16 protein-coding genes are annotated in these 18,253 nt (G+C 37.8%); 8 read left to right on the plus strand and 8 right to left on the minus strand.

Features of this window, described 5'->3' with window-relative positions:
- Positions 1 to 8 precede the first annotated feature (8 nt).
- A complete protein-coding gene (locus N824_RS26670; RefSeq protein WP_048908143.1) occupies positions 9 to 3,326 on the minus strand; it encodes a DUF4175 family protein in 3,318 nt (1,105 codons plus the stop codon).
- A 92-nt stretch (positions 3,327 to 3,418) separates the two neighbouring features.
- Between N824_RS26670 and N824_RS26675 the strand changes: the two genes are divergently transcribed.
- Positions 3,419 to 4,231 carry a glycerophosphodiester phosphodiesterase family protein gene (locus N824_RS26675; protein WP_052334278.1) on the plus strand — a complete coding sequence of 271 codons (813 nt, stop codon included), beginning with the start codon at positions 3,419 to 3,421 and terminating at the stop codon, positions 4,229 to 4,231.
- A 66-nt stretch (positions 4,232 to 4,297) separates the two neighbouring features.
- Here the strand turns inward: N824_RS26675 and N824_RS26680 are convergent, their stop codons facing one another.
- The 3 genes from N824_RS26680 to N824_RS26690 all read right to left on the minus strand — a co-directional run bounded on the left by N824_RS26680 (position 4,298) and on the right by N824_RS26690 (position 6,801).
- Positions 4,298 to 4,489 (minus strand): cold-shock protein, encoded by a 192-nt coding sequence (locus N824_RS26680; RefSeq protein ID WP_008241764.1) that lies wholly within the window; start codon positions 4,487 to 4,489, stop codon positions 4,298 to 4,300.
- 98 nt (positions 4,490 to 4,587) lie between these two features.
- A complete protein-coding gene (locus tag N824_RS26685; protein WP_048908144.1) occupies positions 4,588 to 5,529 on the minus strand; it encodes a hypothetical protein in 942 nt (313 codons plus the stop codon).
- 18 nt (positions 5,530 to 5,547) lie between these two features.
- Positions 5,548 to 6,801: an aspartyl protease family protein gene (locus tag N824_RS26690; protein ID WP_048908145.1), complete on the minus strand. Its 1,254-nt coding sequence runs from the start codon at positions 6,799 to 6,801 to the stop codon at positions 5,548 to 5,550.
- Between the two features lie 29 nt (positions 6,802 to 6,830).
- Between N824_RS26690 and N824_RS26695 the strand changes: the two genes are divergently transcribed.
- Positions 6,831 to 8,162, plus strand: a complete 1,332-nt coding sequence (locus N824_RS26695) for a D-alanyl-D-alanine carboxypeptidase/D-alanyl-D-alanine-endopeptidase (RefSeq protein ID WP_048908146.1) — start codon at positions 6,831 to 6,833, stop codon at positions 8,160 to 8,162.
- 2 nt (positions 8,163 to 8,164) lie between these two features.
- Here the strand turns inward: N824_RS26695 and N824_RS26700 are convergent, their stop codons facing one another.
- The 4 genes from N824_RS26700 to N824_RS26715 form a co-directional block, all read right to left on the minus strand.
- Positions 8,165 to 8,851: a M15 family metallopeptidase gene (locus N824_RS26700; RefSeq protein ID WP_048908147.1), complete on the minus strand. Its 687-nt coding sequence runs from the start codon at positions 8,849 to 8,851 to the stop codon at positions 8,165 to 8,167.
- An 8-nt stretch (positions 8,852 to 8,859) separates the two neighbouring features.
- Positions 8,860 to 10,086, minus strand: coding sequence for an alanine dehydrogenase (locus N824_RS26705; protein WP_048908148.1), 1,227 nt, complete (start codon positions 10,084 to 10,086; stop codon positions 8,860 to 8,862).
- Between the two features lie 65 nt (positions 10,087 to 10,151).
- On the minus strand, positions 10,152 to 10,568 hold the full coding sequence (gene tsaE, locus N824_RS26710) for a tRNA (adenosine(37)-N6)-threonylcarbamoyltransferase complex ATPase subunit type 1 TsaE (protein WP_048908149.1): 417 nt from the start codon (positions 10,566 to 10,568) through the stop codon (positions 10,152 to 10,154).
- Positions 10,569 to 10,570: 2 nt separating this feature from the next.
- A complete protein-coding gene (locus N824_RS26715) occupies positions 10,571 to 12,124 on the minus strand; it encodes a bifunctional response regulator/alkaline phosphatase family protein (RefSeq protein ID WP_048908150.1) in 1,554 nt (517 codons plus the stop codon).
- A 104-nt stretch (positions 12,125 to 12,228) separates the two neighbouring features.
- Here N824_RS26715 and N824_RS26720 point away from each other — a divergent pair, with 104 nt between their 5' ends.
- The 6 genes from N824_RS26720 (at position 12,229) to efp (ending at position 18,185) form a co-directional block, all read left to right on the plus strand.
- Positions 12,229 to 13,452: an HD domain-containing protein gene (locus N824_RS26720; protein WP_048908151.1), complete on the plus strand. Its 1,224-nt coding sequence runs from the start codon at positions 12,229 to 12,231 to the stop codon at positions 13,450 to 13,452.
- Positions 13,453 to 13,571: 119 nt separating this feature from the next.
- Positions 13,572 to 14,648: a UDP-3-O-(3-hydroxymyristoyl)glucosamine N-acyltransferase gene (gene lpxD, locus N824_RS26725; protein WP_048908152.1), complete on the plus strand. Its 1,077-nt coding sequence runs from the start codon at positions 13,572 to 13,574 to the stop codon at positions 14,646 to 14,648.
- Positions 14,648 to 16,060, plus strand: a complete 1,413-nt coding sequence (locus tag N824_RS26730; protein WP_048908153.1) for a bifunctional UDP-3-O-[3-hydroxymyristoyl] N-acetylglucosamine deacetylase/3-hydroxyacyl-ACP dehydratase — start codon at positions 14,648 to 14,650, stop codon at positions 16,058 to 16,060. The genes lpxD and N824_RS26730 overlap by 1 nt, the downstream gene beginning before the upstream one ends.
- The gene (lpxA, locus tag N824_RS26735) at positions 16,057 to 16,842 is read left to right on the plus strand and encodes an acyl-ACP--UDP-N-acetylglucosamine O-acyltransferase (RefSeq protein WP_048908154.1); all 786 of its coding nucleotides are present in this window, start codon (positions 16,057 to 16,059) and stop codon (positions 16,840 to 16,842) included. Before N824_RS26730 ends, lpxA begins: the two co-directional genes overlap by 4 nt.
- Positions 16,843 to 16,853: 11 nt before the next feature.
- Positions 16,854 to 17,468, plus strand: coding sequence for an ABC transporter ATP-binding protein (locus N824_RS26740; RefSeq protein ID WP_048908155.1), 615 nt, complete (start codon positions 16,854 to 16,856; stop codon positions 17,466 to 17,468).
- A gap of 156 nt (positions 17,469 to 17,624) precedes the next feature.
- On the plus strand, positions 17,625 to 18,185 hold the full coding sequence (efp, locus tag N824_RS26745) for an elongation factor P (RefSeq protein WP_048908156.1): 561 nt from the start codon (positions 17,625 to 17,627) through the stop codon (positions 18,183 to 18,185).
- Positions 18,186 to 18,253: the final 68 nt, after the last annotated feature.

Consider the following 18,253-nt stretch of genomic DNA (forward strand, 5'->3'; position numbering starts at 1 on the left):
ATCATAAATTATTGGGGCGAATTTAGCAATTTAAAGTACTCTGTTATTTTCTTTTTATAGAAGAAGTTTAAATCAGGCGGCAATTTCTGCAGCCATTCTGTTTCTGATTGTTGTAGTTTTTTAAATTTTTCGAGCATCTGTTTGTAAGAAGGGGGGAAATCTTTAGCGGCTTTTGCCTCTCTTTTTGCGTCCTGATCTTGTTCCCGCTGTGCATTCTCTGCATCAAGTAATTTTGTAAGAATTGTTTTTTGACGATTAAGGGTTTCTTGTTCTATTTTTTTGTTAACTAATTCACTCTCAGTGGACTTCATGTCTTCTATCAGTTGATTGAGGTTTCCGAGCCCATTTTTCCCGTCTTTATTTTGCTCCTGATTTATTTTCTGAATTGCTTCTCTGATCATTTGTTGTTGCTGAGCCATTTTTGCAAACTCCTGACTCATTTGCCCTTTCGGTACACTACCTTTATTCCCATTCTTTTGAAGCTGATTGCGTGCTTTTTGCATGTTGTTATTAAGCTGCTTTTGCATTTGCTGAAGTTGCTGCATGCTGCTTCCTTTCCCTTGCCCTTGCCCACCACCTTTAGCATTTTTCTTCATATTTTGCACCTGGTCCAGCGCTTCATTCAGCATTAAGGTCAGGTTGTTTATAGATGTCATGGTATATTGTTGATTTCTGTTTGCCATGGCTGTGTTTCTTTCTCCAAGGTTTTCCAGACTTTTATCAATATTGAAGTTGATCTTCTGCATTTCTTCATTAACTGCCGTTTCAATTTGTGGCACCCTTTTGCTTAAAGAGAATAAACTATCGGCAATGGTTTTCATATTGTCTTTAATACTGCGTTGTTTCTGTACGTTTTGCGTATAGAGAGGATCATTGCTATTCATCCCTTTCAGGTTCAGCATAACCTTTTCCTGATCAAAAGAGGTGTTCAGCAGGTTTTTTAACAACTGACGTAGCTCGGCAATATTCAGATTACTTTCCATTTCAGCAGATTCCTGCTGCATTTGCTCCATTTGTTTGGCCACCTTTTCCATTTGTTCAGCCGCTTTCTGCTGACTCTTTGAGGCATCTTTTTTATTATTTTGATCTAATTTGTTCTCGCTGTCCTTTTGTTGTTGTTTGATTTCAGATGTTTCTTTTTCAGGATTTTTAAATGGATTTGGAAGCTCCATTTGCTGGTTTTTCTCATCTAGTTTCTCCAGTTCTTTTTTAATGTCGTCGAATTCAGAAGAGAGTTTTTTCTGTTCTTCTTTAAGCTTGTCGGCCGCTGCGTCTTTTTCTGCACCTTTTTGGGATAATTCTTTTTGCTCCTTAGCAAGGTCATTTAGCCTGTCGGTGTTGTTTTTTAGGTTCTGTTCAAATTCCAATTGCTTGTAAAGCTCTAATATCCTGTCAAGTTCATTCTTTAAAGACTTGTTGTCCATTTGCATTTTAGACAACTCAGTTTGAGTTTGATCCTTATTGTTCTCGTCCATTAGGTTTTGAAGCTTTTGAAGAAGCTCTTTGGTTTTTTCATTAAGAACATTGTTGAACAGGTCATCAATCTTCTTTTGTTTCTCCATTAATTCGTCTTTTAAAGCATTATTCTCTTCTTTTTGGAGTGTGTTTTTTTCATTTAATGACTTGATTTCCTCAACGGCTTTTTCAAGCTGCTGCTGCTTATCCAGCAGTTGCTCTATCTGTTTCTTATCATCGAAAGAGAGTTGTTTCTTGTCAAGCAGCGTTTCCCCAAGTTTTTTACTGTCTTTTTCAACTTCGGAGGCCAGTTTAATGGTTTTTTCCATTTTCTGCTTCAGCTCTGTGCTTCCCTGGTTTATTTTTTCGGCAACCTGTTGCTGTGTGGGAACTTCGAATACCTTTATCGCCGATTTAGTCTTTTTAGCCCCGTTTACCGCATCGTTATCTGCCACCTCAAAATAGTACTCTAAAGCTTGCCCGGGCTTTAGAGGGGTCTCATTTAGATTCCATAGGTAAAAAAATGCGTCTTCCTGTTGATTCTTTTTTATCGAAATGGATTTTGTCAGAGTGCTTTTTAGTACACCATTTTCCTTGATATTGTATTGAAATTTGAGCGAACTAAATCCATGATCGTCTGATATATTCCCGGAAAAATATAGAGCCTTGCTGCTTAAGGAATCTGGGGTTTCTACAATTGAGATGTTAGGGAATTCGTCCTTAATAACAGCTATTTGATGAGAGAGCGAGTCTTTACTGTTTATAAAGCTATTTTTAGGCGTGATTTGATATCCTGTATTTTCCTGCAACTTTTTGCTGAAGCTAAAGGTATTGCTGTTTGAATTCAAAGCGTACTGTTTGCCTCCAATGATAAAGTTAAGCGCACTACTATTCTCTGTATTTAACAACCAGGTTATTTTGGTTCCCTCGGGGATTAGTAAATCACCTGCATTTTGGATGATTTCTTCTTTTTTGTTTAGATAAGCGGGGTATTGGAGTTTAGCGGTAATATTGAGTACAGAAGGGCGGGGTTTAACCTCAATTGTGTGAGGAATAGAATTAAAGCCCCCGGCGGAGAACTGAATATTTTTATTCTTTTGCAGGTTTTTGAATATATAAATAAAGCGGTTGTTGCCTTCCTTTTCTAATTTGTAGGTATTCGTTCCATCTGAAACATATACATCCTGAGGGAGTTCGTTTCCTGTGGTTTTAAGTTTAAGGGTAAAGTCATCGCCCTGCGGAACCATTAAGGTTTTGTTTAACATCACAAAATCAAAAGGAGCTTTAGGGAGAATTTCTTTGTTATACTGAACAAAACTGCTTGTCCCTTCTTTTAATATGGCTGGTGCAATTATGCCAATTAGCAAGATAACAGAGAGGGGTATGAGAAAGTATTTAACGTGCTTTTTGTTGTCTTTTAGTTTGATTGCATTTGCAAAAGGAACGGGTCTCAGTTCCATTATTTTCTGATCAATCCCAGCTAAGATTAGTTGATTGTTGTTTGGATGCTGATTAGCAAGCGCCTGAAGCTGAAGGGTGTTTAGTAACTTATCTTTTACATTAAAAAAATGATCGCCAATTAATGTAGCAGCTTCCTCGATGCTTAAATTCTTACTTAGTTTGAAGTAAGAAAGGGCAGGTTTTATAATGAGAAATGATATTACCCCTACAGAAAACACTATAAATGAGAAAAAAAGGAAGGTTTTAGTGCCTACGCCAGGGTTTGTATAATAAACAAACAGAAAGAGGAAAAGATAACCCAGAAGTAGCAGGGCTGCTGCATAGATAGATCCCCGCACCAGCTTATTTAGATAAAACTTTTGCGTAAACTCATTAACTTTAGCTATTAAAATGGCGTAATTATTATTCATTAAAACAGTGGAATGGGTAATAAAGTTAAAAAATAACTTTAAGAAAACGTTCAGATAAACATTTAACGAGTATTTTTAGAAAAAGTATATTTATGAAATCATCAATTTTAGTCATTACCCTTATGGCTGTATTTACGAAAAGCTTTGATCCTCAGCCTAAACCAATTGTTAAGGGAAGTTCATGGAATAATAATCCTGTTATTGCGCATCGTGGGGCATGGAAAAAGAATAATTTACCTGAAAACTCTATTGCCTCTCTAAAAGAAGCGATAAGATTAGGCTGTTATGGCTCTGAATTTGATGTTCATATGACTTCGGATAGCGTTTTGGTTATTAACCATGATCCTGACTTTTATGGACTTCATATTGCAGAAGTAACGTATAAGGAGCTTTTGACCAAAAAACATCCAAATGGCGAAAATATTCCTACTCTGGAAGCGTATTTAAAAGAGGGAATAAAGCAGAAGAAAATGAAGCTGATTCTGGAGATAAAACCATCGAAAGCAGATCCGGAAAGAGATCAGAAATTAACTGATCGTGCAGTTGCAATGGTTAAGAAATTGAAAGCGAAAGAATGGGTTGATTACATTAGTTTTAGCTATGATGTTTTGAAGCGGGTTTTGGAATTGGATCCTAAAGCTAAGGTGGCTTATTTGAATGGAGACGCATCTTTAGATAAACTTAAAGCCGATGGATTTTATGGTGCGGATTATCACTACAGCGTTTACCAAAAAGGAGAGTGGTTTGCTAAGGCTAAAGAATTGGGTTTAACTATTAATGCCTGGACAGTTAATAATCCTGAGGACATGAAATGGCTGCTTAAGAATAAGGTGGAGTTTATAACTACGAACGAACCTGAATTGGCTTTTGAGACCATCAAAGCAACACAGCCTGAGAATAAATAAAAGGCTATAAAACAAAAAAGCATCGCAGGTTATCTGCGATGCTGTACAATTTATGTTTTTAATAATCTAGATTACTTTAACATTAATCGCATTCAACCCTTTTTTACCGCTTTCAACATCGTATTCAACTTTGTCGTTTTCACGAATTTCATCGATAAGGCCTGTTGAATGTACAAAAATTTCGCTATCTCCGTTTGCTGGAATGATGAATCCGAAACCTTTAGTTACATTAAAAAATTTTACTGTTCCTTCTTGCATTGTATTATTTATTAAAAATTAAGTGTGCAATGTACATATTATTTTTTTATTAAAATGCAAGTGCTTTATATTTTGATTAATATAAAATGAGAAAAGCATCATTTATTGTCTTTTTTGCCCTGAACAACCAATTTAATTTCGCTTGAGTGGGGTATTCCTAGTGTTTTTCCCGGTGTAACCTTCAGTAGATTTTGGAGATAGACGTTGATAATTGCTTCTAATGACTTTTTTCGCGCCTCTTTATATTCAGGCATATCGTTTCTAAATGAAGTTAAATACATTTTGCCATTAGCGTTTACAAGCACATTAAATTCGTACGCAAAGTCCTTGTAAGCCTTATCAATGTCGATGCGATAGTTTGGAAATAAATAGTCGTAGGATTGTGTTCTACCCATAAAAGGATCAACGGTTGTCGTTTTTTTAACCTTAATGAGCTTGCTTACCGGGGTAAGCGCTACCGGCTGCCGGCCAGCAAAAGCACTATCTAAATTTTGCGGGTTGCGATTTGATCTTGCAGAGAGCCATTGAACATAAAGTGTATCGGCTTTGGAGGGTTTTTGCAGCTCCTCTGCAGTTGTTTTTAGTATATTTTTTATATAATTATCGGAATAGTAAGTTATGTTAACATCAGACCTGATGTCTTTCGAGATTTCCTTTTTTTGAAGATGAAGCCTTTGAAATACAAGGCTATCTTTACTTACTTTTTTTATCCGGAAATATTCATTTGCAAAATTATATACATCGCCATGATCAAACATGAGAAAAAAAGGCTGCATTTTTTTCTTTTGAGGGCTATAAGCCATCACCGTGTCGTTTGATTTAAACTGGATAATCCATGACGGTTCCTGCTGGAATCCCATTTCATTAAAAGAAAGGCCATTACTAAATCTGCGCTTTACTTCCTGATATCTAATTCCAATGATTGAGTCAAATGAAAGCTTTTTTACAACTTTTTTCTCCTCTTTAGGGTTGTTGCAGGCATAAGATGTAGTGAGTAAGATTAAGCTGAATATTATTTTAAAACGGGGTATCTTCGTCATATTTGTAAAAATAAATATTTATATCCGTTTCTTCAATTTTATAAGTTTGATAAGCAGCTCTCCATTTCTGTTTATAGAAAGGAAAATGCCCCTGCCATCTCCGGAGCGCAATGTTTTGGTGATGTCATTAAGGTTTAGGGTCTTGGCGCTAGAAAAATTGATGGATATAATTTCATCTCCTTCATGTATTCCTGCCTGCTGGGCGGGAGAATTGGGTTCAATTCTGCTAATGAAATATCGCTTGTTTGGGTCTTCTTCAACATAGACTTCGATACCCGACATATCGTGTTCAAACGGCCGTTTGAAGGATTGATTCTGTTTGAGGTACATGATTTCATTTGCATAATCAAAAGTAACATTGAACCGACTTAGTATGTCGGCCCCCAGATTGCCATTTCGGTTTAAAATAAACGTTTTTGCCGCTACATCATCATAAATGGGATAGGAAGAAATGACATCCTTTAATACGAAGTTTCCTATCCTTATTTTAGGTACACGGCCAACATTTCCGCTAATTGGGCCACTTAATCCAATTCCCAGGTTTGCCGGAATTGAATTTGCCGGAACAGGGAAGGGCTTTTCGTTTAAGGTTTCCAGCGAAATGGCATGGCTGGCGCCATTATCAACAACAACTTTTGCATTTATTATGCCCAATTCTTTGGTGTCTAGCTCTACGTTGATATAGGGCTTGTTGTTGATTATTTGCAAGGGAACAATATCTCCTTTTATTTTCTTTTTAGTTCCGGGCAGGCTAAAGATTACTCTTTTAGAAGAGTAGTTAATTTCGACGGTAAAGCTATTGAAGAAATAGTACCCCAAAAGGCCATAAATTCTGATGCCCATAAAATTTGAGAGACCTAAAATATCTGTTTTTAATATTGCTGCAGGGATGTAGTCGATGCTTGCTTTGCCTACTTTAGCTGAGAGTTCATTGGTAAGAAAAGCGTCGATTTCTATTCCTTTACCGAGACCCGTTATTTTAATAGGACGAAGATCTTTAAGGTTTAAATCTTTAACAATTGTAGTATCTGTGATCACTAACGGTCCTACACCGGTATCAAGAATGAAGTTGTACGGTCCTTTATTGTTAATGTATAAAGGAATAATAATTAAGTTCCGGATAAGGGTAAAATTGACAGCGCCTTTTGTACGAGAACCATGAAAACTAAATTGCTGGGCTTTTAAGGCATATGCACAGCAAATTCCAATTATTATGGAAATCAGAATAACTTTTAAGAAAAAGAAATTAACGGTACGCATAAGCGAATTCATTGAACTAATTTAATAAATTAGTAGTCAGTATGTGTAGATCTGAATTTAAAATTAAAAGCTTGTTTCTTTTATTGGTTGTCTGTGGAGGCTTTTTTTTAAGCGGATGCTCTATTGACCGGCGTATGGCCAGAAAGGTGAATAGTCTTTTTAAACAGTCTGAGGGGCTAAAAAAACACTATGTGGGGTTTGCTTTATACGATATGTCTGCCGATAAAATGGTGTTTGAAAATAACGCTGATAAATATTTTACTCCGGCATCAAATACTAAATTATTTACTTTTTATGGGGGACTAAAAATGACCCCGGATTCAATTCCCGCCTTGCGGTATGTTGAACGTGGAGATTCCCTTATATTTTGGGGGACAGGAGACCCCTCTTTTTTACAAATCCAGTTAAAAGGAATCAAGGCTTTCGATTTCCTGAAAGCTACAAATAAAAGACTCTTTTTTGCGTATGGAAGATATAAGGGTGATTTTTATGGAAAGGGTTGGCAATGGGATGATTACAATGATTATTATCAGGCAGAGATTAATGAGTTCCCGATTATGGGGAACCTGGTGGAAATTAATGAGGAGAATGGTAAATTGAAGGTTTCGCCTACGTTGTTTGCTGATTGTGTAGGCCAGGATTCTTCAATAAAAGATACTTCTTTCCTTGTAAAGAGGGATTTCAATGAAAATAGATTTAATTATCCGCCAGTAACTGTGCCTTTGGGATATAAGCAGTCTGTGCCGTATAAAGTTAGTTTGCAAACAACGTTAGCCTTATTGTCGGATACCCTTGGAAAAAAGGTTGAATTAGTTAACATGGATATGCCAGCCAATGCATCAACTTTGTATTCTTTAAAATCGGATTCTGTTTTTAAAGAGATGATGGTTCCAAGTGACAATTTTATTGCCGAACAGTTACTTCTGGTATATTCCAATCAGATTGGTGAGAAATTGAGTGCAGAGACTGCAATCCAGCACATCGAAAAAACTTATTTAGAGGAGCTACAGGACAAGCCCGTATGGATTGATGGTTCAGGTCTGTCCAGGTATAATTTATTCACTCCAAGGGATATTGTTAAGCTTCTGGAGCTTATTTACAAAGAGGTGAATGATCAAAAGAGACTATTTGCGATGCTCCCGGCTGGAGGGAAGAGCGGAACTTTAAAAAATGCCTATCCTAAAACCAATGATCCCTTTGTTTTTGGCAAAACAGGAACGTTATCGAATGTTCATTGTCAGAGCGGTTATGTTGTGACCAAAAAAAACAAGGTATATCTGTTCTCTTTTATGAACAATAATTTTGTTTCGTCGACAACCGGGGTGAGAAATGAGATGGGCAAAATTATAACCTACGTGCACGAAAACTTTTAGGGTTATAGCTTTTCAAATGGGATATCCATTAGGGGATATTTTTTCCATCCGACGAAATCAAAATGCCACCATTCGTTTGTTATTACACGGAATCCATAGGCCTGCATTGTTGCTATCAGTAATGTTCTGTTTTTTATTACTAAGGCTGGCAAGTTTGAATAAGATGGTGAGGCTTGGGCGGCAAAACTGTCGTACGATGTTGGCATTTGAAGTTCTTTTCCTGTTTTTAAATCGATAAGTGTTAAGTCGATGGCACAGCCTCGGTTGTGTTTAGATCCTTTTTTAGGGTTAGCGACAAAATTTTTGTCTTTAGCTTTTTGGTAGAAAGCAAGTGTAATGGTATATGGTCGATATGCATCAAAGATTTTTAAGCCATAGCCTTTTTTGTTGAGGGCTAATTGTATCTTTTTTAGCTGTTCAACAACAGGTTTCCTGGCAAAAGCCCGAGCCTCTTTGTACATCACCTGATTCATGAAATTATTTTTGGTGGCGTACCTGATGTCGAGCTTAATATTCGGAATTGCTTTTTTGATTTCTATTAGTTCATTCTTTGGGTCTTTAGCATAAGATGATTGGTAGTCTTCATATGAATTGATGACCTGTAAACCGTAAGGATTGGTCTTAAGCTTTTGCGCTTCTGTGCGTGACGCGAAAATGAACAACAGTAACAGATACAGGTATTTCTTCATGCCAGGAACTATTGATTTGAGACTACAAGCAGCTCAATGTCCTTGTATGGAAGATTATACATGTTAGCGAGGTCTTTGTTCGTTAGATGCCCCTGATAAATGTATAGCGCTTCTCTGATGCCGGGCTTGCTCCAAACCACATTCATTAATCCTCCCATATCACCTATATCTACAAGAATTGGTGTAAATATATTTGTGAGGGCATAAGATGCAGTGCGAGGTACCCTTGAAGCAATATTGGGAACGCAATAGTGTATTACATCATGTTTCCTAAACACAGGATCCTTATGATTGGTGACCTCAGAAGTTTCGAAACAACCGCCCTGGTCTATGCTTACATCTATTACAACAGAATTGGGTTTCATTCGGGTTACGGTTTCCTCCATTACAATGCATGGGCTTCTTCCGTGGGTTGCTCTGATGGCTCCAATGACAACATCGCAGGTAGTAATTGCTTTGCCAAGAACTATTGGCTGCATTACAGAGGTGAATACACGGCTCCCCAGGTTATTTTGAAGGCGCCTTAAGCGATAGATGGAGCTGTCGAATACTTTTACCTCCGCGCCTAGCGCAAGGGCTGTACGCGCGGCATATTCTCCAACGGTTCCTGCGCCAAGAATTACAATCTCGGTTGGTGGAACGCCCGTAAAACCTCCAAGCATCAGTCCTTTTCCTCCTGTTACATTGCTGAGGTATTCTGCGGCGATGAAAATAGAGGTTGCTCCAACAATTTCACTCATTGCACGCACTACGCTTAGAATATTTCCTTCATCTCTAAGGTTTTCAAAGCAAATGGCATTGATTTTCTTATTAAGAAGTGCTTTTAGATAGGTTTCTTTTAGTCCGCCCATTTGAAGCGCCGATATTAAAGTCTGCCCTTTGTGCATGAGGGCAACCTCTTCTAAAGTGGGCGGGGCTATTTTAACCAGTATATCAGCATTAAATACATCTTTTTTATTAAAAGAGATGATCGCACCCTGTTCGCTATAGTCGTTATCAGAAAAATTTGAACCAACGCCAGCGCCGGTTTCAATTATAACTTTATGCCCATTGTTAACCAAGAGAGCAACAGATAAAGGAGTCAGTGCAATTCGGTTTTCCTGGAATGAGATTTCTTTTGGAATGCCAATATACAAACTATTGCTTTTCTGACTGGTTTCTGACATTGTCTCTTTGGGTTGTAGAAGCCCTTTTTGAGCAATTGAGGCCATACCTTCGCGTAATCCTGTAGCCATATTTGTTTATGTGATATTTTAGCTTGAAATTAAGAAAAATAACCTAAAAATCAGGGTTTGCCATTTTATATTTTATTGATCGAGAGTATCCTCTCGTTTTCACTTAACATTTTGATCTCGACTTTAATATAGTGCTCCGGCAAAAGTTCTTCAACTTTTTCAGGCCATTCAATAAAGCAGGTGTTTCCTGAAAAAAAATACTCTTCGTAGCCAATATCGTATGCCTCCTGGAGGTTTTTAATACGATAGAAATCAAAATGATAAAAGGTATTGCCTTTTCCCTCGTATTCGTTTACAATGGAAAAGGTTGGACTGGAAACCAGTTCTTTTACGCCAAGAGCCTTGGCTATGACCTTAATAAAAGTTGTTTTTCCAGTCCCCATGTCTCCTTCAAAAACAAATATTTTTTCAGTTCCGGCAAAATTTAACAGGGCAATAGCGGCTTGATCTAAATCAGATAAGCTGTTTACATTAATATTCATTACTATCTTGAACTGTATGTGGCAATTGGTATAATCATCTCTTCTAATGAAATACCTCCATGCTGGAAGGTTTCATTGTAATAATTTACGAATTGGTTATAGTTGTTTTGGTAAACAAAATAACGGTCTTCTTTTGCAAAGATATAATTGGAGCTGATATTAATTTTTGGCAACTGGGCCTCATGAGGGTTTTTAATAAGGAAAACCTCTTTTGCATTAAAATTAAGGTTACGCCCTTGCTTGTATCGAAGATTCGTATTGGTATTTCTATCGCCAATAACTTTGCTTGGATGTTTCACCCTTATTGTTCCGTGGTCTGTAGTAATGATCAGCTTAACATTCTTCTGAGATATTTTTTTCAAAAGATCCATTAATGGAGAATGCTCAAACCATGAGAGGGTTAGTGAACGGTAGGCGGCGTCATCGTTAGCCAGCTCACGAATCATCTGCATGTCTGTTCTGGCATGCGATAGCATATCAACAAAGTTATATACAATAGCGTTAAACTCGTTTTGCAGTAAATTGTTGACTTGCTCATTAAGGGCCTTCCCATCGTCGTAAGTTAATATCTTGTTGTAGCTGAATTTACAATCTTTACGCAAGCTTCGCTTAATCTGATCTGCCAAAAAGGCGCCTTCGTGCATGTTTTTTCCGCCTTCATCATCGTCGTTTTGCCATAATCCAGGAAAGCGTTTTTCCATCTCCAGAGGCATTAGCCCGGAAAATATGGAATTACGTGCATATTGGGTTGCTGTAGGTAAGATACTTGAATACGTATCTTCCTCGTCCAAACGGAAATATTCCGTAATCAGGGGATTAATGATCCGCCATTGATCGTACCTTAAATTATCAATAAGGATAAAAAAGACAGGAACGTTGTTATTAATTAAAGGGAAAGCCTTTTTCTTTAATAACTCGTTTGAAAGCAACGGTGCTTTGCCTTTACCATTGACCCAGCCTAAGTAATGGTCTTCAATGAATTTTGAGAACTGCATGTTTGCCTCTGACTTTTGCATTGTCAGAATCTCGTGCATTTGCGGGTCATCAAGTTTCTCCAGCTCTAGTTCCCAAAAAACTAATTTTTTATAAACATCTACCCACTCTTCATAGCTTAACTTATCATTTAAAGTCATTCCCAAGCGTCTGAAGTCCTGTTGATAGGCCATAGAAGTTCTTTCGCTTACAAGGCGTTTATTGTCTATTATTTTCTTTATGGTTAATAAAACCTGCTTCGGGTTAACAGGCTTAATAAGGTAGTCATCTATTTTAGATCCAATGGCATCTTCCATCAGGTTTTCTTCTTCGCTTTTGGTAATTAGTACAACCGGGACATCATTTCTGATGTTTTTTATTGCGGTAAGTGTTTCCAGACCACTCATGCCAGGCATGTTTTCGTCAAGAAAAACCAGGTCAAAGTGTTCTTTACCAAACGCTTCAAGGGCATCGTTACCGTTGGTGTATGTGGTAACATGATATCCTTTTTCGTTTAACAGTAATATATGTGGTTTTAATAAGTTTATCTCATCGTCGGCCCATAGAATCTTGGTTTCCTGCATTATTGTATTTATATAATGTGAATTAATTTGTCAAAAAGAGACTGCGTCTTTCTTACTATGGATAAAAATAGCAATTTTTGTACCGTATAATTTATTTTTTAGGATTGAACAAAAAGAAAATAATAAATGATCCTGTTTATGGTTTCATAAATATTCCTTCAGAAATAGTATTTGATCTCATCTCTCATCCTTATTTTCAAAGGCTGAGGTATATAAAGCAATTGGGGATGACCCATTTGGTGTATCCGGGTGCATTGCATACCCGATTTCACCATGCTTTAGGGGCAATGCATCTGATGGGATTGGCTATCGAAATTTTAAGAAGCAAAGGGCACGAGATTAATAAGGAGGAAGAAGAGGCTGCCACAATTGCAATCTTACTACATGACATCGGACATGGACCTTTTTCGCATGCGCTTGAGTATTCGTTGGTTAACGGCATAAAGCACGAAGACATTTCCATGCTCATTATGGAAAAGCTTAACGCAGAGTTTGGCGGAAGATTAACTCCGGCAATTGATATTTTTAAAGGAAAATACCATAAGACCTTTCTGGCTCAACTCGTTTCCGGTCAGTTGGATCTAGATAGAATGGATTACCTGAACCGGGATAGCTTTTTTACCGGAGTAAGTGAAGGCGTAATTAGTTTTGACCGCATCATTAAGATGTTTAACGTGCTGGATGATAACCTGGTAATTGAAGAAAAGGGCATTTATTCGATAGAGAACTTTTTGATTTCGAGACGACTGATGTATTGGCAGGTTTATTTACATAAAACGGTTATTGCAGGAGAAATGGTGCTGGTGAAAATTTTGAAACGCGCTAAGGAACTTGCTGTTCGGGGAGAAGCTCTTTTTGCAACACCCGCACTTCAACATTTTTTAATAAATGACGTTACGGAGACAAGTTTCTTTTCTGAAGAGATTCATTTATCTATGTTCGTCCAACTTGATGATCAGGACATTTTTGCTTCCATTAAAGTTTGGTGTGACCATCCGGACAGGATATTGGCCCAATTGTGTAAAATGCTTACCAATAGGAATCTTTATAAAGTTGAAATTACAAATGATGCCCCAGATGAAAACAGAGTAGCTGTGCTTAAGGAGAATACAGCAGAATTTCTAAAACTTAATAATGATGAAGTGTCCTATTTTGTTTTTACAGATGTAATAAGAAACAGGGCATATGATGCCGGCAACAGCAATATTAATATCCTATTAAAAAACAATATCATAATTGATATTGCAAAAGCATCAGATTTATCTAACTTAGAATCTTTAGACAAAACAGTGAAAAAGCACATACTTTGCTACCCGAGAATTATTTAGCATATTTTAACAAAATAATTAATTTTTAATCCCGTTTTTAGTTTCTTAATCTAAGATGGAATTATAATAACCTAAATAGGTTTATTTGTTCATATCAATTTAACATATAACTTTGTAAAATGCAATTTACTGCCAAGCAGATAAGCGAATTTATAAATGGCACCATTGAGGGCGACGAAAATGTAAAAGTCGAAGAGCTTTCTAAAATAGAAGATGGCAAGCCGGGATCTTTATGCTTTTTGTCCAATCCGAAATACGAGAACTATTTATATTCTACCAATGCCTCTGTAGTTATTGTTAGTCAAGATTTTTTGCCTGCGCAGGCCGTAAAAAGCACCTTAATTAAGGTTGCAGATCCTTACAGCGCATTTTCTGTGTTGTTAGACAGGTACAATGAAGTGATCAGTCAGGTTAATGACTCATCAGGAATTGAGCAGCCATCCTTTGTTCATCCAACTGCAAAATTGGGCAAGAATGTCTTTATAGCAGCCTTTTCTTATATCGCAGAAAACGTAGAAATAGGAGATAACTCGAAAATACTTGCTCAGGTTTATGTGGGCCCTGATACCAAAATTGGAACGGGATGTACACTTTTTCCGGGAGTAAAGATTTATAACAGATCAGTTATCGGGGATAGAGTTTTTATACATGCAAACACGGTAGTAGGAAGCGATGGCTTTGGTTTTGCGCCGCAGGCCGACGGAACCTATTCAAAAATTGCCCAAATTGGCAATGTGGTTATTGAAGATGATGTTGAGATTGGGGCAAATACTACTATCGATAGGGCAACAATGGGATCTACTTTCATCAGAAAAGGGGTTAAATTGGATAATCTGATCCAAATTGCCCACAATGTTGACGTTGGTGAACACAGTGTTGTTGCCGCACAAACCGGAATTTCGGGAAGTACGAAATTGGGTGAAAAATCCGTTGTTGGAGGACAAGTTGGTATTGCGGGGCACCTGTCATTAGCCAAGGGAACACAGATTGGCGCACAGGCTGGCATTAACTTTAGTACAACAGAAGAGAATAAACAATGGCATGGCAGCCCTGCTCAGCCATTAAGAGATTGGATGCGCGCATCTGTAATATTTAAACAATTGCCTGCTGTTGAAAAAAGAATAGCAGCCTTAGAAACAACTATCGCACAATTAAAAGCGTTAATTGAGCAAAACAGTACAATACAAGATAAATAATGAACGTTAAGCAAAAGACCATTAAGAGCGAAGTTTCCGTAAAAGGGGTAGGCCTGCATACCGGAGCAAATGTTACATTAACTTTTTGTCCCGCACCTGAAAATCATGGATTTAAATTTCAAAGAATAGATTTACCAGGAGCGCCAATCGTTGATGCAGATTGTGATAATGTTACTGACACTGCCAGGGGAACTACTATTTCCCAGAATGGAGCAAGTGTAAGTACCGTTGAACATGTAATGGCTTCGCTTGTAGGTATGGATCTGGATAATGTGCTTATGAAAGTGGATGGTCCTGAAACGCCAATTATGGATGGCAGTGCAATTCTATTCTTAGAAGCACTGGAGGCCGCCGGCATACAACAACAAGAGATCGATCGTGAGTACTTTCAAATACCACATAATATAACTTATACAGAACCGGATAGAAAAGTTGAGATTGTAGCAATGCCGCTTGACGACTATAGGTTTACCTGTATGATAGACTATAATTCGCCTGTTCTGGGAAGTCAGCATGCAGGTATTTCAAGTATTGCAGAATTCAGAAAAGAAATTGCATCGTGCAGAACTTTTTGCTTTTTACATGAACTTGAATATCAACTACAAAATAACCTGATTAAAGGAGGTGATTTAAATAATGCCATAGTTATTGTAGATAAAGAGGTTACTAAAGAAGAACTTGACCATTTAGCCACTATTTTTAATAGAAAGGCCATAGAGGTTGCACCTCAGGGAATCTTGAATAACATGGAATTAAGGTATCAAAATGAGCCTGCCCGCCATAAGTTATTGGACATGATAGGTGACCTTGCGCTTGTTGGGGTACATTTAAAGGGTCATATTATGGCTGCCCGCCCAGGTCATGCAGCAAATGTTGCCTTTGCAAAAAAGATTAAGGCGGCAATCAAAAAAGAAAAAAACAAAAAGGTACAGCACGTTTATGACCCATCGGTAAAACCACTTTACGACGTGGTTCAGATCATGGATATTTTACCTCACAGACAACCTTTCCTGTTTATTGATAAAATATTGGAACTTTCTAAGACACACGTTGTTGGCGTTAAGAATGTTACCATGAATGAAGAGTTTTTTAAAGGACATTTCCCTGGAGCACCAGTGTTCCCTGGAGTAATTCAAATTGAGGCAATGGCACAGACCGGAGGTATTTTGGTTTTGAGCACAGTGCCTGATCCAAGAAATTACCTTACCTTGTTCTTAAAAATAGATAATGTACGCTTTAGGGCTCAAGTATCGCCAGGCGATACTATTGTTTTCAGATGCGATTTGATGGAACCAATCAGAAGGGGAATTGCCCAGATGAAAGGCGTCGGAATGGTGGGAGGCAAGGTAGTTGTGGAAGCAGAGATGATGGCACAAATTGTAAAAGTAAAAGATAGCGAACCAGTAGCATGATACAACCCCTAGCGTATATACACCCTCAGGCAAAAATTGCCGATAATGTGGTAATAGAGCCCTTTGCAGTGATACATAAGGACGTAGAGATTGGTGAGGGAACCTGGATAGGTTCTAACGTAGTCATTATGGATGGGGCGCGTATTGGAAAGAACTGCCGCGTTTTTCCGGGCTCAGTCATTTCCGGTGTGCCTCAGGATTTAAAGTTTGCTGGCGAGGTGACCACGGCTGAGATTGGAGACAATACCACCATTAGAGAGTGTGTTACTATAAACAGAGGAACAAAAGACAAATGGAAAACGGTAATAGGAAGTAATTGCCTTATACAGGCATATTCTCACATCGCTCATGACTGTGAAGTTGGAGATTATTGCATTTTTTCGAATAGCACCACCTTGGCAGGCCATATTACCATTGGTAATTATGTAGTACTTGCAGGACTTGTGGCTATCCATCAATTTGTAAAAGTTGGTGCCCATGCTTTCGTTACCGGCGGTTCCCTGGTAAGAAAAGATGTTCCGCCTTACGTTAAGGCAGCAAGAGAGCCGCTTTCTTATGCAGGAATTAACTCAGTAGGTTTGAGAAGAAGAGGCTTTTCTTCTGAAAAGATTAACGAGATACAGGAGATTTATAGGGTTTTATTTGTGAAACATAACAACGTTACTAAAGCGTTGGATATGATTGAAGCAGAATTTAAGCCAACAGAAATTCGCGATGAAATAGTTGATTTTATTAGAAACTCAAACAGGGGTGTGATGAAGGGCTTTGGTTCTGGAAGCTAATTGATCAATCAATGACAATTACTTTAGAGGACATTGGGCGAAGATTTAACCAGGAATGGATTTTTAAGGGAATAAATTATCAATTTAATTCTGGCGGCAAATACGCAATCTTAGGCCCAAATGGCTCTGGAAAATCGACACTTTTGAGTGTTGTATTGGGAAATTTATCTCCATCGGAGGGCGTTGTAACCTACAATAATCAAAAGAATATACCGGTAGAGCAGATCTATGAATACATTAGTTTTGCAGCACCGTATTTAGATTTGATCGAAGAGTTTACGCTACAGGAAACCATCGATTTCCATTTCAAGTTTAAGGCGCCGCAGAAGGGTTTTGATGAAGAGATGGTCTTGGAGTTGCTTGGACTAAAGAAATCGCAAGACAAGGCACTAAAACACTTCTCGTCTGGAATGAAACAGCGAACCAAGCTTGTTCTGGCATGCTGTACAGATACGCCAATACTTTTATTGGATGAGCCAACCTCAAACTTAGATAAGCAAGGCGTTGTATGGTATCATGAGCTGATAGCACGTTTTACAGCTGACAGGCTTGTAATCGTTGGCTCAAATCAGGAAGCTGAGTATTCGTTTTGTAACCATTTCGTTCAAATAACGGATTATAAATAACAAAAATTATATTTGTGATAAGTGCAAATGCGGTCGATTTAGGCATTAAAGAACGATAAAAAAATATTTTTAAATTACTATTGTAGAATTAATAAATAGTTTATACCTTTGCGGCACGAAAAAGAGCCGGTGGTTTAGGCAAAATTTCAGAATAAAATGGCAAAAGCATCAGAAGTAAAAAATGGTAATATCCTTCGTTTTAACGGAGAATTAGTGCAAGTAGAAGAGTTTCTACACCGGACACCAGGTAACTTACGCGCTTTTTATCAAGCAAGAATGAGGAACGTAAAAACAGGGAAACTTGTAGAATATAGGTTCCGTGTTGATGAAGATGTTGAGATTTGCCGTGTTGAAACCAACGATTACCAATACTTGTATGAAGATGGTGAAGCACTAGTAGTAATGGATAATACTACTTACGAACAATTTAATATACCAAAGGTGTTATTTGGTAAAAGCCTTCGCTTTTTGAAAGAGGGAATGAATGTAATCATTGCATTTGAAAGTGACGAGCCTATTATGGCACAAACACCTTCACATGTTGAATTAGAAATAACGTACTCTGAGCCCGCAGTTAAAGGCGATACCTCTACAAACGCATTAAAATATGCAACAGTAGAGACCGGAGTGGAAATAAAAGTGCCGATGTTTATCAATCAAGGCGATAAAGTTAAGATAGATACACGTACTGGCGATTACGTAGAAAGAGTAAAATAAGAATTTTCATAGTTTAGTTTTAGGTTTAGGTTGATTGTGGCTTCGGAGTGGTTCCCGAAGCCATCTTT

It is taken from the genome of Pedobacter sp. V48 (assembly GCF_000523515.1).
Taxonomy (GTDB): domain Bacteria; phylum Bacteroidota; class Bacteroidia; order Sphingobacteriales; family Sphingobacteriaceae; genus Pedobacter.

Excerpts from the sequence above, each read along its gene's own strand:
- N824_RS26695 (WP_048908146.1), top strand. The coding sequence starts at position 6,831 with ATGTGTAGATCTGAATTTAAAATTAAAAGCTTGTTTCTTTTATTGGTT.
- N824_RS26730 (WP_048908153.1), top strand. The coding sequence starts at position 14,648 with ATGAACGTTAAGCAAAAGACCATTAAGAGCGAAGTTTCCGTAAAAGGG.
- N824_RS26705 (WP_048908148.1), bottom strand. The coding sequence starts at position 10,086 with ATGGCTACAGGATTACGCGAAGGTATGGCCTCAATTGCTCAAAAAGGG.
- N824_RS26715 (WP_048908150.1), bottom strand. The coding sequence starts at position 12,124 with ATGCAGGAAACCAAGATTCTATGGGCCGACGATGAGATAAACTTATTA.
- lpxD (WP_048908152.1), top strand. The coding sequence starts at position 13,572 with ATGCAATTTACTGCCAAGCAGATAAGCGAATTTATAAATGGCACCATT.
- N824_RS26675 (WP_052334278.1), top strand. The coding sequence starts at position 3,419 with ATGAAATCATCAATTTTAGTCATTACCCTTATGGCTGTATTTACGAAA.
- N824_RS26740 (WP_048908155.1), top strand. The coding sequence starts at position 16,854 with ATGACAATTACTTTAGAGGACATTGGGCGAAGATTTAACCAGGAATGG.
- N824_RS26690 (WP_048908145.1), bottom strand. The coding sequence starts at position 6,801 with ATGAATTCGCTTATGCGTACCGTTAATTTCTTTTTCTTAAAAGTTATT.
- lpxA (WP_048908154.1), top strand. The coding sequence starts at position 16,057 with ATGATACAACCCCTAGCGTATATACACCCTCAGGCAAAAATTGCCGAT.
- N824_RS26700 (WP_048908147.1), bottom strand. The coding sequence starts at position 8,851 with ATGAAGAAATACCTGTATCTGTTACTGTTGTTCATTTTCGCGTCACGC.
- efp (WP_048908156.1), top strand. The coding sequence starts at position 17,625 with ATGGCAAAAGCATCAGAAGTAAAAAATGGTAATATCCTTCGTTTTAAC.
- N824_RS26670 (WP_048908143.1), bottom strand. The coding sequence starts at position 3,326 with ATGAATAATAATTACGCCATTTTAATAGCTAAAGTTAATGAGTTTACG.
- tsaE (WP_048908149.1), bottom strand. The coding sequence starts at position 10,568 with ATGAATATTAATGTAAACAGCTTATCTGATTTAGATCAAGCCGCTATT.
- N824_RS26685 (WP_048908144.1), bottom strand. The coding sequence starts at position 5,529 with ATGACGAAGATACCCCGTTTTAAAATAATATTCAGCTTAATCTTACTC.
- N824_RS26680 (WP_008241764.1), bottom strand. The coding sequence starts at position 4,489 with ATGCAAGAAGGAACAGTAAAATTTTTTAATGTAACTAAAGGTTTCGGA.